The following is a 15,304-nucleotide window of genomic DNA, read 5'->3' as shown; positions in this document are numbered from 1 at the left end:
TTTGACCTTTTTGGTGCATAGTTTTTGGGCGCATTCAATGAATTAGAAAATAACTTAAGGCAAGTTATGCTCAACTATCGTCAAATTTGTATTTGACTTAAAAATGAGCAAGTATAGACGCATAATAATAAAAAGCAGTAGTATGAAATGCTTAAGACGATACCGATTGATGAACTTGAAGTAGGTATGTTTGTTCAAGACATCAAATTAAAAAACAGCAGACATAAAGTTAAAAATCAGGGCAAAGTAAATTCACCTCGCACGATAGAGCTTCTTAAAAAGCAAGGAGCAGTAAGTATTGTTGTTAAGCTTGAACCTGAAAACCTATCTCATGCCGCGAATGACAACTCTAAATCTCATACACAGCTCCAGAGTAGCGAAAGCTATACTAACGCGCTGGCTCAGTCACAGCAACTTTATGACCAAGCGACTGAAAATGTTAAAAAGCTGTTTTCTCAAGCGGCAACAGGCCAAAAACTAACGACTGATAACATTAAGGTGTTAGCGGGTGAAATTACCGAATCGGTTATGCGTAACGAATACGCGATAACTTTGCTTACCCGCATAAGACAGCAGTCAAACTATCAGTGGGAACATTCTATCAATACAGCTGTACTCGTTTGTGGCTTTGGTTTGTATTTAGGCATGGGTAAAAATACGCTGACCAAAATAGCGCTTGGTGCATTGTTTCATGACATAGGCTGCGCTCGAGTGTCGAGAGCAATACTCGATAAGAACTCAGCGTTAAGCAAAAATGAAACCTCGATAATTAAAAAACACATTCATTGGGGCATTGAAATGGGTAAGCGTGACAAGTTTCTCGATAACGTCATTATTGACATGATGGTTAACCATCATGAACGACTTGATGGATCAGGATATCCAAGGGGGGTTGATAAAGCACAATTATCTAAATTAGCGCGTATTATTGCCATTGTTGATGTTTACGACGCAATGACCGCCGATAAACCATATAAAAAAGGTCTTCAACCTATGGCTGCGATGAGGTATTTATTGTCAAATAAGGATAAGTTTGATGCTGAATTGGTCCATCAATTTATCAAGTTTTTAGGCGTTTATCCCGTTGGCTCTTTAGTTTCACTGTCAAATGATAGGCTAGCCATTATCACGGAAGGAAACAGAAATAATCCTTTAAAGCCTAATATCGCTATGGTTTATAGTACTAAGCTTAATGCTATGATTAAGCCAAAGTTTTGCAATCTAGCATCTACTGCAATTGAAATAGTAACTGAAGTGAAGAGTGAAGATTTTCAAATTAACTTGCCGAAGTTGATTCGATCGTTTGCAATATAAGTTGTGCTAAATGAATGAGTATTTGGCTGTTTTTTTGAAATGAGTGTTACGACAGGTGAGTTGATTCTTTAAATATTTTCATTAGGTTTTTTACAAATTGATTGTTGTTGATGTCCAGATTCGAGACAGCTAGACCAAGCGGGGCAGATTTTAAAATCCTTGCAAAGTCATCTACCGACATATTGACTCGCTCTAAGGTTAATCGATTGGCATTGATCTCTTTGTTTAACCTCAGCTTAATACAATTAAATAAAGAGCTTTCTTCTGCTTCAATAATGTCTTGGCAAAACTCTTGTCCAGCGTGCATCAAATCGGCCCTTACTAATGCACTTCGAACTTCTTCAAACATTTCTACGCAACGCTCTTGAATAATATTTTCAGTTTCTTGCCAAAAATTTTGTTCGGAGTTGCGATAAACAGTGAGATTGGCCATGCTTTCATCTATATGCTGGCGTACAACGGCTCTAAAAAGATCTTCTTTAGATTTGAATTGTTTGTGGATAGTGACGCGAGATATTCCAGCATACCGACTGATCATTGATATATTAGCGGTGTTATAACCATGCTGGAAAAAACACTCGACGGCGGCTTTTAGTATTTTTTCAGTCGAATTTGGCAAAGCACATTCTCTGATTGAACAAGGATTTACACATAGTAACCTCACTTGACAAAAGAAACAACAGGTTTACATAAGTTGTTAATGTGTAAACCTGTGTTATAATTGTCACAACTTAGTATCTGGCTAACCCCAGACCAAAATATGTTGGAGCTCGCGTGATTCGAATTTTAGCCATAGGTATTTGCTTGTTATTGCAAGCCTGTACCGAACCAAACAACGTAAACATCGAACAAGAAATGAAAGTGGTGCAGCTCTCTCGAGCGACTTTAACGGGAATTGATAATGGTTATGAATTTCCCGCAACGGTTAAAGCGGTAAAAGATGTAGATTTGAAATTTGAAGTGTCCGGTCGTTTAGTCTATGAGAACTTAATTGAAGGAAGTGAAGTTAAAAAAGGGCAAGTGCTGGCTAAAATTGACCCAACTCCTTTTCAACGGAAAGTTGATGAGAGTAGAATTCGCTTTGAAGATGCTATTCGTGATTTAAAACGTGTTGAAGAGGTATTTGCCAAACAAGTGGCATCGCAGCGAGAGCTTGATGATGCTAAATCTCAATATTCAATCACTAAATTGGCGTTAGAAAATGCACAACAAGATTTGAGCTATTGCACGATCACTGCGCCGTTTGATGCGGTTGTGGGAGAACGATACACTGAAAACAATAGTTATATTAGAGCTGGTGATACTTTAGCTAACTTGCAAGATAGATCAAAACTGTATTTTTCCTTCGAAGTACCCGAGCGCATTATGACCGCGAACGCTGGAAACCGTGACTTAGTTGCTACTGCTCGCATTATTGGTCGTGAAGAAAAAGACTTTGATCTTTACTATGTAGAACACCAAACCACGCCTGACCCAATAACACAAACCTATGGTGTTACTTTTGCACTTGAAGGTGAAACTACCACATCCTTTTATCAGGGCTCTAGAGCGACAGTCACTGTGATGTCGAAACAAACACAGCAACGTGTTTTACTTATTCCTGTTAATGCACTTGTCGGTGATAAAGCGTCAGGGTTTAGTGCCTGGTTATTTAATGGCGAAAATCAAACGATTCATAAAACCGAAATAGTTGTAGCTAAATTGCTTGGAGACACCGCTGTTATCTCTGAGGGGTTATCTGATGGAGACAAAGTTGTTTCAGCTGCGGTAGGGCAAATGCGAGAAGGACTGAAAGTTAAAGAATATAAGGCTGAATATTAATGGATATTGCTCGTTATTCTTTAACTAAACCGGTTAACATTTGGTTGCTTACGCTTTGTTTTATTATTGGCGGTGTTGTTGCCATGAACAAAATAGGCAGGCTAGAAGATCCTGCGTTTACCATCAAACAAGCGGTAATCTATACCTACTATCCAGGTGCAAGTGCTGAAAAAGTAGAAAAAGAAGTTACTGAGCAAGTTGAAATTGCTTTACAACAAATGTGGCAATTAGATTTGCTTGAGTCTGTTAGTAAGCCTGGCTTTTCTAGAATTACCATGGAAGTTCAGCCGAAAATTGATGGTCCTTTATTGCCACAGATTTGGGATGAATTACGTAAACGCTTACGTGATGTGCGTTCATCATTGCCATTAGGAGCCAGTGATCCCATTGTTGTTGATGATTTTGGCGATGTATATGGTAATTACTATGCACTTTCAGCACCTGATTTTTCTGCTTACCAAATGCGTGAATTTTCACGCACTATTCGACGAGAGTTGCTTACGGTAGATGGCGTTGCCAAAGTTACTGTTGACGGTATCATCGAAGAACAAATTGTTGCAGAAATCGACAGCTATCAAATAGCGGGCCTAGGGCTTTCCTTTCCCGATATTCAACAGGTACTGGCGAGTAACTTAAAGCCGTTTAATGGCGGTCGATTGTTCGTTGGTGATAAACAAATACGAATTCCCGTCGCCAATTCTACAAATCGGATTGAAGAAATTGAAAACCTGTCTATCGTGATCCCCGGCAAAAACGCGTCGATAAAAATTGGTGACATCGCTAGCTTGAGTATACAACCGGTTGATATTCCAAGTGGGCTAAAACGATACAACGGTCATAGCGCGATTACTTTAGGTATTTCAGCTCAAAGTGATGTCAATATTGTAAAAGTTGGACGTGAAATTGAAACAAAGTTAAAGGATGTACTAGCGCAGCTTCCAGCGGGTATTGATATTTCACCGATCTATAACCAAGCAAGAATTGTTGAAAAGTCAGTAGACGGCTTTATCTTAAACCTAGAAGTATCAGTTGCGGTTGTCACCATCGCATTATGTTTGTTTATGGGCTGGCGTTCAGGTGTAGTTGTTGGCGGAACATTACTTGTTACCGTGTTAGGCACGGTCCTTATCATGTGGTTGTACGATTTACAGTTGGAGCGTATTTCACTTGGCGCCATGGTAATAGCCATGGGGATGCTTGTTGATAATGCTATAGTTGTTGCCGAAGGCATGATGCTGCGTATGGAAAAAGGCAAGTCAGCATTAGAGTCGGCAAGCTTTATTGTAAAGCGAACTCAGTGGCCTTTATTGGGTGCTACGGTTATTGGTATCGCGGCTTTTTCAGGCATTGGCTTGTCTGATGATGCAACTGGTGAATTTTTGTTTTCGTTATTTGCTGTTGTGCTTATCTCCTTAATGCTCAGTTGGGTATTAGCTGTATCGTTAACGCCCTTGTTGGGTCGGTATTTTTATCAAGTTTCAGAAAATTCATCAGAAGATGATAAGCCTTCACTTTTTCATCAATGGTATTTGGTTGCATTAAAATTTGCATTGAAGTGGCGAGGAGTAACTATTGCGTTGTTGGTTATGGTAACTTTGGGCGCATACGCTAGCTTTGGTTTATTAAAACAAGGTTTTTTCCCTCAATCAAATACACCTGTTTTCTTTGTTCATTATTGGGGCGCACAAGACTCAGATATTCGAGCCACTGAAAAGTACATGAAATCGGGTGAAAGATTCATTTTAGAAACAGAAGGAATAGAATCGCTGACGACCTTTGTTGGCGAGAGCTCTGATCGCTTCACGTTAGTGTTTGGGCCTGAAATGCCTAATGAAAGTTACGGTTTATATTTGGTGCGTGCAAAGAATGCAGCTGATATTCCAATACTAGCCAAGAAAATAACGGAGCAATTGAGGGCTAATACACCACAGGCTGAATTTTACTCAGAGATTATGCAATTTGGCCCAGGTGCAGGGGCTAAATTACAAGCTAGATTCTCAGGTGAAGACCCTGAAACGTTGAGGAAATTAGCAGAACAAGCAAAAGCGATTTACTTTGAAGATGGGCTAATTCGTGATATTCGTGATGATTGGAGAGAGAAAGGTATCGTTTTGTCTCCTGAGTATGATGAAATTGCTGCAGGAATTGCCGGGGTGTCTCGTAACGACTTTAGTGAAGCGATTCAGTTTTATACTGACGGCTTAACCATTGGGCAACTTCAAGATGGTGATTACCTTTATCCCATTGTCGCTAAAAACAGTAGTGGCATGATTGACCAATTGGTCGGTATAGAAAACAGTTTGGTTTGGAGTAGTAGCCAACGTACCTATATACCGTTTAAACAAGTCAGTGGAAAAATGATCTATACCAGTGAAGAACTATTGATCAATCGCCGAGATCGAGTACGAACAATTACGGTAAAAGCAGAGGCAGGTTATAACGAAACTGCTGGTGAAGCATTTGCCCGAACGCAAAACAAGATTGAGTCTATTACATTGCCCGATGGCTATACATTTGAATGGGGTGGAGAATATGAGTCATCAAGTGATGCGCAAGCCGCACTAGGACAAGGGTTACCTATGGGCTTTTTAGTGATGTTTATTATTAGTGTCTTACTCTTTGGCCGAGCAAGGCAGCCGCTAATTATCTGGCTAATTGTTCCGATGGCGGTAGTTGGTGTTGTTGCAGGACTTTTGTTAGCAGACTTGCCTTTTGGTTTTATGTCTTTACTCGGGTTTTTAAGCTTATTTGGTATGCTGATTAAAAATGCGATTGTATTGCTTGAAGAAATTGATCTGCAAATTGATGAAGGTAAAGAGGAGGCTCTAGCTATTGTTGAAGCAAGCCTAAGTCGGTTGAGACCTGTCTCTTTGGCCGCAATCACGACGATACTGGGCGTTATGCCATTAATTTTCGACCCATTTTTTGCTGATATGTCAGTAACGATTATGGGAGGTTTGGCTTTTGCAACCATACTAACGATGATTGCAGTGCCAGTACTTTACAGCGCTCTTTATAAAATAGACGTGAAAGCCTAAATTTCTATTTTATAATGCGATTTAAATGTGTAAGGCTGACTGACACAAAAAAAGCGAACTGAATTCAGTTCGCTTTTTTTATTGAAACGGAGAGTACATAGCACTAATTCAAAAGAGGGTGGTCAGCAGGTAATTGTTTGCTGATCCAGATAGCCAGTTTATGTTTCATGTGTAGCAAATTTTCTTGGTCTTTGGCCAACGGAGTTACCAATTTGTCTTGTAGTAGTAAGCGATACAAACATTCTATTTTCTGATCGGCAGAAGTTGTTCCTTCAAATGCTTTGAAACCACGATTACTGGCATAGGCTTGGCCCACTTGTAATGCTTTTTTGAGCAATTGATTTTCATTCTTTATTTTTTTCATAATAGATAATTTACCTTAAAGCCTGCTATGGCGTCTAAGATAGCAGGCTTTAAATGCAAAATAACCCTCTAATGATATTTAATATGAAAAAGATCGTGTATAAAAAATATGTACTAGGTTGTCGACATCCCCGGTATTTGGTGCCAAAAGCCATTACATTCTTTTTGATTGTTCAAAGTATGCTTTGTGGGGCTTTCTAGTTGCTGCTTATATCGATTAATTTTTTCAAAAGCTTCGATGCTATCGGCGCTCACGCGTGCGATATCGACGCCCATTTTTTCTAATTGTGGTAGCTCATTTATGAGGTTGTATTGATAACCTGACATGGTTTGAATACCGTTGAGTACGAAAATTTCATCACCTTCTTGGCTTTTCATCGTTCGTCCTTGAGGGTAATTAATACAACAGTACTGGCAATCATCTTTTGGTCTATCTTCAGAACGCGCAGTAAAACAACGGGCGGAATAGGCAAGCGGTAAATACCCCCAAGAAAACACCTCGCATTCAAACTTGTCTCGTAGGTTTTCTGCTTCTGCTTGTTGTAATAGCTGATTTAGCCAATCACCTGATAATTCGACGGGCATGACCCACCGCGTCATTCCTTGTTTAATCAGTACTTTTAGGGTGGATAAGTTATAGCAATTAATCGCAGGTCCCGCGACAAAAGGCAATTTAAGATCACGCATGATATTTACGGCACTTAAATCATTTGCTTCAATGAGAAAGTCACCGTTGTCACACAGGTGACGCATCACTTTAAGTTCAGGGGCTGTTTCAAGTAAGGTCATGGTTGAAACAACCACTTGTTTATTGCAGTTCTTTGCTAAATCAGCAGCCAGAGTTAACCAATCCTTTGCTTTTAGCTCGCGGCGTTTTGAACAAACGGTTTCGCCTAGATAAATGATATCAGCATTTGACTCTGCCGCTTGTTGATAATAATTTTCTACTTCGGCTTTAGGCCAGAAAAATAGGCTAGGGCCTAATGATACTTTCATAATATTTCCAATTCGTTAGGTTACTAGCGTTAACTACTTCCATTTACGATGATAAGCGCCCAATGTGGTTTGACTACCTTCTGATAAGTTGGCCAATGTTTGCATCCATTTTGACTCAACAGCGAAATCCTCAGGTGCTTGTTGACAGGCGTCTATTGCTTGTCGCCATGTTTTTGCCACCTGTTCAACATATGCAGGACTGCGTTGTCTACCTTCAATTTTCACTGACGCAATGCCCATTTTTATCAGCTCAGGAATAAGTTCTAATGTATTTAAGCTCGTTGGTTCTTCAAGGGTATGATAGACATTGTTATCGACTTCAAAGCGTCCTTTACAAAGCGTCGGATAACCTGCGTTTTCTCCTTCTTGGTAGCGATCAATCAATACATCATTTAAGCGGCTTTCCAACCCTTGTTCAGTTTCTTCCCAACGAACATATTTAGCAGGAGAGCAAGCGCCTACAGTATTAGGAGATTCTCCGGTCATATAAGAAGATAGGTAACAACGACCTTCAGCCATGATACACAAGCTACCAAAAGCGAATACTTCTAAAGGAACAGGGCTTAGTTTTGCCAAGTGCCTAACTTGTTGAACAGACAGTACGCGGGGTAATACGACTCTATCGACGTCAAAGTTATTTTTAAAAAACTTAATTGCTTCGATATTAGTGGTAGAGGCTTGAACGGAAACGTGTCGTTCAATATCAGGGTATTTGTTCGCGGCATAATCAAGTACACCCAAGTCGGCAATAATTAAAGCATCAGTACCGATTTCTACAGCAGTATCTACAGCCTGTTTCCATCTTGTTTCATTGTCAGGGTGTGCGAAAGTATTGATGGCAACATGGAGTTTTTTACCATGTTCATGCACGTAATCTGCAGCTTTAAAGAGTTTTTTATCGTTAAAGTTTAAACCAGCAAAGTGACGGGCATTGGTATCGTCTTTTAAGCCAATGTAAACGGCGTCAGCACCGTTATTAATTGCTGTTTTTAGCGCAGGAAAGTTACCTGCGGGGCATAATAATTCCATGTTTAGTTCACATGCTTAAAATTTTAGAGAGCAATCATAAAGCAATATAAATTTTAAAATTTGATATAGATTAAGTGATTAGATCATTTAAAAGTACGGTGACATATTTAGCCGTCTAGTGTTGGAATGTTGTTCAGTGACCCTCTTTTTTGATCTGGTTCACAGATGAACTTTTGTAGATAGGGTAGTCTACTCATCTTATTAACTTGTCGGAAGTATAGTGTTGTCTGTTTTACTGAGTTTACCTTTATCAATTCGTTCAAATTCTTTGAAATTTATACCAAGTATTGCTCGCCCTGCATTGAAATACTGTCCGTTTAATGTAATCAGATCTATATTATTGCCTGCACTTAACTCAATATTTAGAGAAGCGTTAGATGATGGAGATTTTGAATTTCTTGAGAATAAGTGGCTATCTATCTTGGTACCTGATTTGGGGTTTGAATTTTGGATAAGTTTTTCCGATGATAAACTGGTGTTGTCTTTACCTGTTGATGGTCAAAATCAAGACGCCAGCTTTAAAGCTAACTCTGAAGATCTTCTACTTATTGCTGGGCGCAAACAAGATCCGGATACCCTATTTTTTCAACGCCGTTTGTTGATTGAAGGAGACACTGAACTCGGCTTGGAAGTTAAAAATTTGATTGACTCTATTGATTTAGATAACTTGCCTAGTATTGTTCATTACTTTGTCGAAAATGCCGCAGGAATGATTGAACATACTCGAAATGAAGAGAAAGGGATTTGACAGTAACTTTGCGCTATTGAATCATAAATCTAACGCGTAAGTGATTTATTTTTGCATTTGAACTGTTTAAAACGATTAACCACATCCCTTGTTATGAAATAAGGGATTAAGACTATAAGAACAATCACCAAAATAGTCATTACTACATAAATGTAATGAAAAATTTCCCATTGTGCGTATAAGTCTAAAATAAGAGCAATTATTGTTACAGGCAAAATATCACGAAAGGCTTGTTTAAAAGTAGCTAGTTTCTCGTTACCGCTGAACATTTTTGTCAGCAAGGGCGAAACATTTTCTTGTGCATCACGATGACCGTGTCTAAAGCCCCTTATTAAGGCCATAATCGGTTGGAAATAAAAACGAAATGCACCAGCGCCTTTTAATGCGGCAACAAACATCTTAAACATACAAAGTACCTTTCACGGGAAACAGTCTGATTTAGAACTCCTGTAAATTAAAGGCATCCTTACGTTAAATCAGTTTTAGAGCTGAACCATTTTACGCAACCATTATTTGAAAATATAAGCCAAAAATGTATTGGTTCTGTGTGATTTTGTAACCTGGAAGTGTTGTTGCAAGCGGGTGTTTTGAACCACACTTTGTGTAGCTATGTGTTTTGTTTTGGATAAGTTTATTAGTGCCATCTATAGGTCGGCCACTTTGAGTATGCCATGGTTTTTAAATATACTAGGTTCCATTTCATTGACTTAGCTTCGTCTTTGTTTGTAAAGGTCTAGTTGAATTTATAGTGTGGGAGATTAGGTGCCGATATAAACTTTAACTAAACAAACGAAAATCCGATGAGTTATATAGGTTACATCGAAAAGAGAAGCTGACATGTAATCAATGAGTAATGGGCTACTTAACTCGAGTGAAATGCTTTACGCCTTGCTCATTGATTTGTTCAGTGACTCTGCCACTTTCAAGTAAGTAATTAAAATGTGCGAAACTCTCACCTGTTGCCATGATCCTATTATTTTTATCGATCTTGGCTTTAAACAGAACAGGGAATCCTTCAACAACAGTACGTGGCACGTCACAAAATTGCTCTAATTTATCAAGATCTTCATTATGTTCATCAATTAGCGCTTGTAGACGGTGCTTTGCTCCTATGAAAGGGAGCCCATGGGCGGGTAAAACTGTAACATCATTGCCTATAACCTGCTTTAAAAATTCACAAGATTGTAACCACTGTTTTAGTGGATTAGAAAATGGCTCCATTGGCCAAACGCTAATGTTTGATGAAATATTGGGGAGAATTTGGTCACCAGAAATAACCAGCTTCAATTTTTCGTTATATAAGCAAACATGCTCTGGAGAATGGCCTCGACCCACAAGTACTCGCCATTGATGGCTACCAATTTTGATAGTATCGTCTTGTTCTAAGCGTTTGAATTGATGGGGCAGTGCTTTAACTAATTTGCCGAACCAGCCAAAATGAGCGCTGTAATGGAATATTTCTTCTTTGGTAAATCCAGCGCTTCGATAAAATGCTATTGCCTCATCAGGCGCTTCTCGGCCTTTCTCTGCTAAAAGTGTTCTACAGTATGTATATTCGGCCAAAGACATGTGTAATATGCCCTTGTCTCTTTTGCAAAGCCATCCGGCAAGGCCGACATGATCAGGGTGCATGTGAGTGCAGATTACCCGTTTAATAGGTTTGCCTTTTAAATGATTCTCAAAGATATCTTCCCAAATTTCGACTATGGCATCTGTGGCTAAACCACTATCGACTACTGTCCATTGATGCTCCTCCTCTAATAACCATAAATTGATATGATCCAGTGCAAAGGGCATCGGCATACGTATCCAAAAGATACCTTCAGCGATTTCTACTAACTCGCCTGGATTTGGCGCTTGTTCATATGGAAAGTTGATCGATGAAGAAGTGTTGGTCATAACTACTGCCTGATTCTATTTAGGTATGCGAATTGAAACGATGAATCGCGCTCATCTCTAAAAGATAACATTAGTGATTATAAATAGATATTACCTTTAGTCGTTGAATTGAAACGTAGTTTTGAGGTTTAACTTTGATTGGCAAGAGAGTCTCGCATGATTAAGCTAGGTTTAAAAACGAGATCAATATCAAGGTTCTTATTCTGATAAACTTCTTTGAGCACAAGCTTTGCCGTCATTCTTCCCATTCGCGCGACAGGGTTATCAATAGTAGTTAAGGTAGGATAGAGGTAATTGGCAAAAATGACATTATCGAACCCGATCACCGATAAATCTTCTGGCAGTTGGTAGCCGTGTTCTCTAGCGTACTTCATCGCGCCAGATGCCATTTCATCATTGGCACAAACTAGTGCGGTAAATTTGTACTTTTTATCGATAAAGTGCTTTAGTGCGTCACTTCCGCCAGTTTCCTTAAAGTCGCCAATGTAAAATAGATTTTCATTGAAAGGAAGATTATGCTCTTCTAGTGCACGCTTATGACCCAACAAGCGATTAGATGCATCCGCCTTAAATTGGGGACCTGCGATGTAGGCGATATCTTTATGACCATGCTCGATCATTGACTTTGTTGCTAAATAACCACCTAATTCATTATCTAAACTAATGCATTGATCCTTTAGTTCTTCTACATATCGGCTCATTAAGTATATTGGTGTTTTTCCTTTACTTAGTTTAATTAGATATTCGTCAGATACAGCTTCAACATGAGCAATGATAGCGTCACAATTGCGGCTGATTAAGAACTCAATGCCGTCTTTTTCTTTGTCTGCTTCACTGTGACCAGTGGTAATAATGACGTGTTTTCCAGCGGCTCGTAATTCTGCTTCAATTCCCGCCATCATTTGACCGAAAAATGGACCATGTAGTTCAGAAACAAGAACCCCAACACTGTTGGCACGGCTTGAAGCTAACGATTGTGCAATAGAGTTCGGGCGATAACCTAAGCTATCCATGGCGTCTAATACTTTTTGTTTCGTTTTTTCACTGACACGGGCATTTTTATTCATTACACGAGATACCGTTGCTAATGAAACGCCTGCAAGTTTTGAAACTTCGTATATTGTTGCCATATATTCCCTATGTATTTACGACGTATGAATTAAAACCGAGCAAAATAATACCTCACTCTTATCCTATTAACTAGCTGTAATAGATAGCTTTCCTTGTATCTTCTCGAGCTTGTCATTGGTTAATGTATATTTTTTCATTATCGCTGCAACAAAGAAAGAGCCTAGTGCAGGTAACACGGTAAAGGATAACAAGATACCTTGCTGAGTGGCAGCAGTTTGCTCTACGTCAGCTTGATATCCATAAAAAGCCAATAACCACCCGGCAATCGCGCCACCAAGGGCCACGCCCATTTTAATGAAAAATATCACACCAGAATAAACTAGTCCTGTAATTCGGATACCTGTTTTCTCGTGGCCATAGTCAATGGTGTCTGCCATTTTTGCCCATAATAATGGCGTGGCCATATCTAGGAAGAACTTCCATAAAATAAAGGCGGCAAAGGCGAGTATGATTTGATCTGATTGAATAAAGAAACTTAACGCACAAATGATGGCTGAAATGACTTGTAGCCAAATATACGCCTTAATTTTACAAACCCTTTTTGCTAACGGTTGGGCAACCGCACAGCCTATCATACTGGCGATAACGCCTAGTGTCATAAATGACGTAATTAAGTCTTCTCGCCCTAGAAAATACTTTACGTAGTAGACAGCAAGTGTAAAACGTAGCACTTGCCCAGTTAATAGAAATACAGCCGCTAAACATAAAATACGCCATTGGTCGTTTTGCCACAGTGACTTGGCGCTTTCTTTAAAGGTTACACTTTGCGACTTTGGCTGTTCAATACGTTCTTTGGTACCTAAAAAACAAAGTAAGAACATCACTAAGCCCAAGGTGCTCATCGCCGTCATGGTGTATTGATAACCTTTAGCGCTATCACCTTGACCAAAATACTCAACCATAGGCATAGTGCAGCCTGCAACGATAACGCCACCTAACATGCCAAAGACGAATCGGTATGATTGAACGGTTACGCGTTCCTTTGCGTCGGCAGTAATAACACCGCCTAGCGCACAATAAGGAATGTTAATGGCAGTGTAGGCCACCATCAATAATGTATAAGTGGTAAAAGCGTAAATTATTTTATTATTTCCAGTTAAGTCAGGAGTAGTAAAAGCGAGAATACTGATTATGGCGAAGGGGAGAGCAAGCCAAAGGAGGTAAGGTCTAAAGTGCCCCCATTTGGTATGAGTTTTGTCTGCGATGTTACCCATTAAAGGGTCGGTTACAGCATCAAATACCCTAACCAAAAGGAACATTGTACCGACGACAGCTGGGGACAATCCGACAACATCGGTATAATACAACATCAAAAACATCATCACGGTTTGAAAGATAATATTACTTGCCGTATCGCCCAAACCATAGGCTATTTTTTCTCTTACACTGACCATATTCTTAATACTCGTTATATTTTTAATTATTTGAATAAGATTGCGCTAAAATCGTACGCTTAGAACTAGCGTGACGTTATTAAATTTTTGTATGCCTTACCACTTGCTTTTATCGTACGTAGTTGGTTTTGATAATCAACATAAACTATGCCGAATCGTTTGAGGTACCCCTCAGCCCATTCAAAATTGTCCATTAAACTCCAAGCGAAATATCCTTGAACATTTACACCTTGAATCATGGCATCATGCAGTGCGTTTAAATGTTCTTGATAGTAATCGATTCGGTCGGTGTCATTGACGATTCCGTCAACGATCTTATCATCCATTGCTGCACCGTTTTCGGTAATATAGATGGGTGGCAAGTCATATTTTTCGTTCAATGATACTAGTAACTCGGAAAATGCTTTAGGGTAAATTTCCCAGCCAATATCAGTTAATGGTGCTTTAGCTGGTAGTACTTGATAAATTTCTTGCTCGTCTGCTTGATAAATACAGCGTGTATAAAAATTAATTCCTAGAAAATCAACTGCGCCTGAAATAATTTCCATATCACCAGATTCAATCTCTGGTTGTATATTTTCCGGCATTGTGTCGATGATCTCAGGATATTGACCGTCGAAAATAGGCTTGATGTACCATTGGTTAATATAGTCGTCTGCATAGCTTGTCGCTGCTTTATCTGCTTCACTTTCACTGGCGGAATAGCACGGGGTAAAATTCAGAACAATACCGTTTAATGTGTTTGGGCTATTTTTCCGCAACACTTGCATTGCAAGTCCATGAGCAAGTAGCAAATGATGTGCGGCTTTTCGGCCATATTCTTTACCTACTTTTCCTGGTGCATGAATACCTACCTCATACCCTAAAAAAGCACTACAAAATGGCTCATTGAGTGTGGCATAAGAAAATACACGATCGCCAAATGCCTTAGAGATAAGGTCAGCATAGTGTTGAAACTGATAGGCAGTTTCTCTGTTTAACCAGCCTCCGTTATCTTCAAGATGTTGGGGGAGGTCCCAATGATAAAGTGTCACGTAGGCTTTAATATTACGACGTCTAAGTTCGTCCAAAATCTCAATGTAGAATTGAACACCTTCAGTGTTTAGCCTTCCATTTTGAGTTATGACGCGTGGCCACGAAATTGACATACGATAGGCATCAACACCTAATGAATCAATTAGTTCTATATCTTCTTTCCAGCGGGTGTAGTGTTCGCATGCGAAAAAGCCATTAGAGTTGTCGGCTATCTTTCCATCGGTTGCGCAAAATGTATCCCAAATACAAGGAAGTCTATGCTCATGTCCGCCTTCAATTTGAAAAGATGCTGTAGCCACGCCGTAAGTAAATTCTTTCGACAATAACGGGGAATTAAGTGGCAGTGATAGTGTTGTCATCAAAGGTAACCTTACTTAGCTATATTGAATACCTGCATATTACTTATCAAGTATTCGATTAATCGTTATATGTTAATTTTGAAAGCGCTTACAATTAGGTTGAAAATTTTTCATTATTCGTATTAAATAAAAGGTGAAAGCGCTTACATTTTTAATTTAGTGCTTATTTGGGCTAAG

13 protein-coding genes are annotated in these 15,304 nt (G+C 39.3%); 4 read left to right on the top strand and 9 right to left on the bottom strand.

The genetic code is table 11. From position 1 onward, the window contains the following. Nucleotides 1–147: 147 nt before the first annotated feature. Nucleotides 148–1,314: a cyclic di-GMP phosphodiesterase gene (locus QUE03_RS10500; RefSeq protein ID WP_286261156.1), complete on the top strand. Its 1,167-nt coding sequence runs from the start codon at nucleotides 148–150 to the stop codon at nucleotides 1,312–1,314. Nucleotides 1,315–1,360: 46 nt separating this feature from the next. On the opposite strand, the gene QUE03_RS10495 is transcribed toward QUE03_RS10500, so the two are convergent. Further along, nucleotides 1,361–1,933, bottom strand: a complete 573-nt coding sequence (locus QUE03_RS10495) for a TetR/AcrR family transcriptional regulator (protein WP_286261154.1) — start codon at nucleotides 1,931–1,933, stop codon at nucleotides 1,361–1,363. A gap of 155 nt (nucleotides 1,934–2,088) precedes the next feature. Between QUE03_RS10495 and QUE03_RS10490 the strand changes: the two genes are divergently transcribed. Together QUE03_RS10490 and QUE03_RS10485 are read left to right on the top strand one after the other, a co-directional pair. Continuing rightward, nucleotides 2,089–3,135, top strand: a complete 1,047-nt coding sequence (locus QUE03_RS10490; protein ID WP_286261152.1) for an efflux RND transporter periplasmic adaptor subunit — start codon at nucleotides 2,089–2,091, stop codon at nucleotides 3,133–3,135. Next, nucleotides 3,135–6,173: an efflux RND transporter permease subunit gene (locus QUE03_RS10485; protein WP_286261150.1), complete on the top strand. Its 3,039-nt coding sequence runs from the start codon at nucleotides 3,135–3,137 to the stop codon at nucleotides 6,171–6,173. Before QUE03_RS10490 ends, QUE03_RS10485 begins: the two co-directional genes overlap by 1 nt. Nucleotides 6,174–6,276: 103 nt before the next feature. On the opposite strand, the gene QUE03_RS10480 is transcribed toward QUE03_RS10485, so the two are convergent. The 3 genes from QUE03_RS10480 to ubiU form a co-directional block, all read right to left on the bottom strand. Next, complete coding sequence (locus QUE03_RS10480) at nucleotides 6,277–6,537, bottom strand: DUF5062 family protein (RefSeq protein WP_286261148.1); 261 nt, start codon at nucleotides 6,535–6,537, stop codon at nucleotides 6,277–6,279. Nucleotides 6,538–6,650: 113 nt separating this feature from the next. After that, nucleotides 6,651–7,532, bottom strand: a complete 882-nt coding sequence (locus QUE03_RS10475) for a U32 family peptidase (RefSeq protein ID WP_286261146.1) — start codon at nucleotides 7,530–7,532, stop codon at nucleotides 6,651–6,653. A 33-nt stretch (nucleotides 7,533–7,565) separates the two neighbouring features. After that, entirely contained in the window at nucleotides 7,566–8,561 is a 996-nt protein-coding gene (ubiU, locus tag QUE03_RS10470; protein ID WP_286261145.1) for a ubiquinone anaerobic biosynthesis protein UbiU, read from the bottom strand. Nucleotides 8,562–8,784: 223 nt separating this feature from the next. On the opposite strand from ubiU, the gene ubiT reads away from it, so the two are divergent. After that, nucleotides 8,785–9,309, top strand: a complete 525-nt coding sequence (ubiT, locus tag QUE03_RS10465; protein ID WP_286261144.1) for a ubiquinone anaerobic biosynthesis accessory factor UbiT — start codon at nucleotides 8,785–8,787, stop codon at nucleotides 9,307–9,309. 29 nt (nucleotides 9,310–9,338) lie between these two features. On the opposite strand, the gene QUE03_RS10460 is transcribed toward ubiT, so the two are convergent. The 5 genes from QUE03_RS10460 to QUE03_RS10440 all read right to left on the bottom strand — a co-directional run bounded on the left by QUE03_RS10460 (nucleotide 9,339) and on the right by QUE03_RS10440 (nucleotide 15,127). Then, nucleotides 9,339–9,716: a hypothetical protein gene (locus QUE03_RS10460; protein WP_286261142.1), complete on the bottom strand. Its 378-nt coding sequence runs from the start codon at nucleotides 9,714–9,716 to the stop codon at nucleotides 9,339–9,341. A 451-nt stretch (nucleotides 9,717–10,167) separates the two neighbouring features. Then, entirely contained in the window at nucleotides 10,168–11,208 is a 1,041-nt protein-coding gene (locus QUE03_RS10455) for an MBL fold metallo-hydrolase (RefSeq protein ID WP_286261140.1), read from the bottom strand. A 128-nt stretch (nucleotides 11,209–11,336) separates the two neighbouring features. Beyond that, complete coding sequence (locus tag QUE03_RS10450) at nucleotides 11,337–12,338, bottom strand: LacI family DNA-binding transcriptional regulator (RefSeq protein ID WP_286261139.1); 1,002 nt, start codon at nucleotides 12,336–12,338, stop codon at nucleotides 11,337–11,339. A 66-nt stretch (nucleotides 12,339–12,404) separates the two neighbouring features. Then, nucleotides 12,405–13,733, bottom strand: a complete 1,329-nt coding sequence (locus QUE03_RS10445) for a glycoside-pentoside-hexuronide (GPH):cation symporter (RefSeq protein WP_286261137.1) — start codon at nucleotides 13,731–13,733, stop codon at nucleotides 12,405–12,407. 65 nt (nucleotides 13,734–13,798) lie between these two features. After that, nucleotides 13,799–15,127 carry a GH1 family beta-glucosidase gene (locus tag QUE03_RS10440; RefSeq protein WP_286261135.1) on the bottom strand — a complete coding sequence of 443 codons (1,329 nt, stop codon included), beginning with the start codon at nucleotides 15,125–15,127 and terminating at the stop codon, nucleotides 13,799–13,801. Between the last annotated feature and the right edge of the window lie 177 nt (nucleotides 15,128–15,304).

Source organism: Thalassotalea atypica (genome assembly GCF_030295975.1).
GTDB classification, from domain to species: Bacteria; Pseudomonadota; Gammaproteobacteria; order Enterobacterales; family Alteromonadaceae; genus Thalassotalea_F; species Thalassotalea_F atypica.
The sequence above is the reverse complement of the archived record's forward strand: the minus strand, read 5'-3'. Positions and strand labels throughout refer to the sequence as shown.

Bases quoted from the DNA above. Each gene is read 5' to 3' on its own strand.
- ubiU (WP_286261145.1), bottom strand. From the start codon at position 8,561: ATGGAATTATTATGCCCCGCAGGTAACTTTCCTGCGCTAAAAACAGCA.
- QUE03_RS10480 (WP_286261148.1), bottom strand. From the start codon at position 6,537: ATGAAAAAAATAAAGAATGAAAATCAATTGCTCAAAAAAGCATTACAA.
- QUE03_RS10460 (WP_286261142.1), bottom strand. From the start codon at position 9,716: ATGTTTAAGATGTTTGTTGCCGCATTAAAAGGCGCTGGTGCATTTCGT.
- QUE03_RS10500 (WP_286261156.1), top strand. From the start codon at position 148: ATGCTTAAGACGATACCGATTGATGAACTTGAAGTAGGTATGTTTGTT.
- QUE03_RS10475 (WP_286261146.1), bottom strand. From the start codon at position 7,532: ATGAAAGTATCATTAGGCCCTAGCCTATTTTTCTGGCCTAAAGCCGAA.
- QUE03_RS10450 (WP_286261139.1), bottom strand. From the start codon at position 12,338: ATGGCAACAATATACGAAGTTTCAAAACTTGCAGGCGTTTCATTAGCA.
- QUE03_RS10485 (WP_286261150.1), top strand. From the start codon at position 3,135: ATGGATATTGCTCGTTATTCTTTAACTAAACCGGTTAACATTTGGTTG.
- QUE03_RS10445 (WP_286261137.1), bottom strand. From the start codon at position 13,733: ATGGTCAGTGTAAGAGAAAAAATAGCCTATGGTTTGGGCGATACGGCA.
- QUE03_RS10455 (WP_286261140.1), bottom strand. From the start codon at position 11,208: ATGACCAACACTTCTTCATCGATCAACTTTCCATATGAACAAGCGCCA.
- QUE03_RS10440 (WP_286261135.1), bottom strand. From the start codon at position 15,127: ATGACAACACTATCACTGCCACTTAATTCCCCGTTATTGTCGAAAGAA.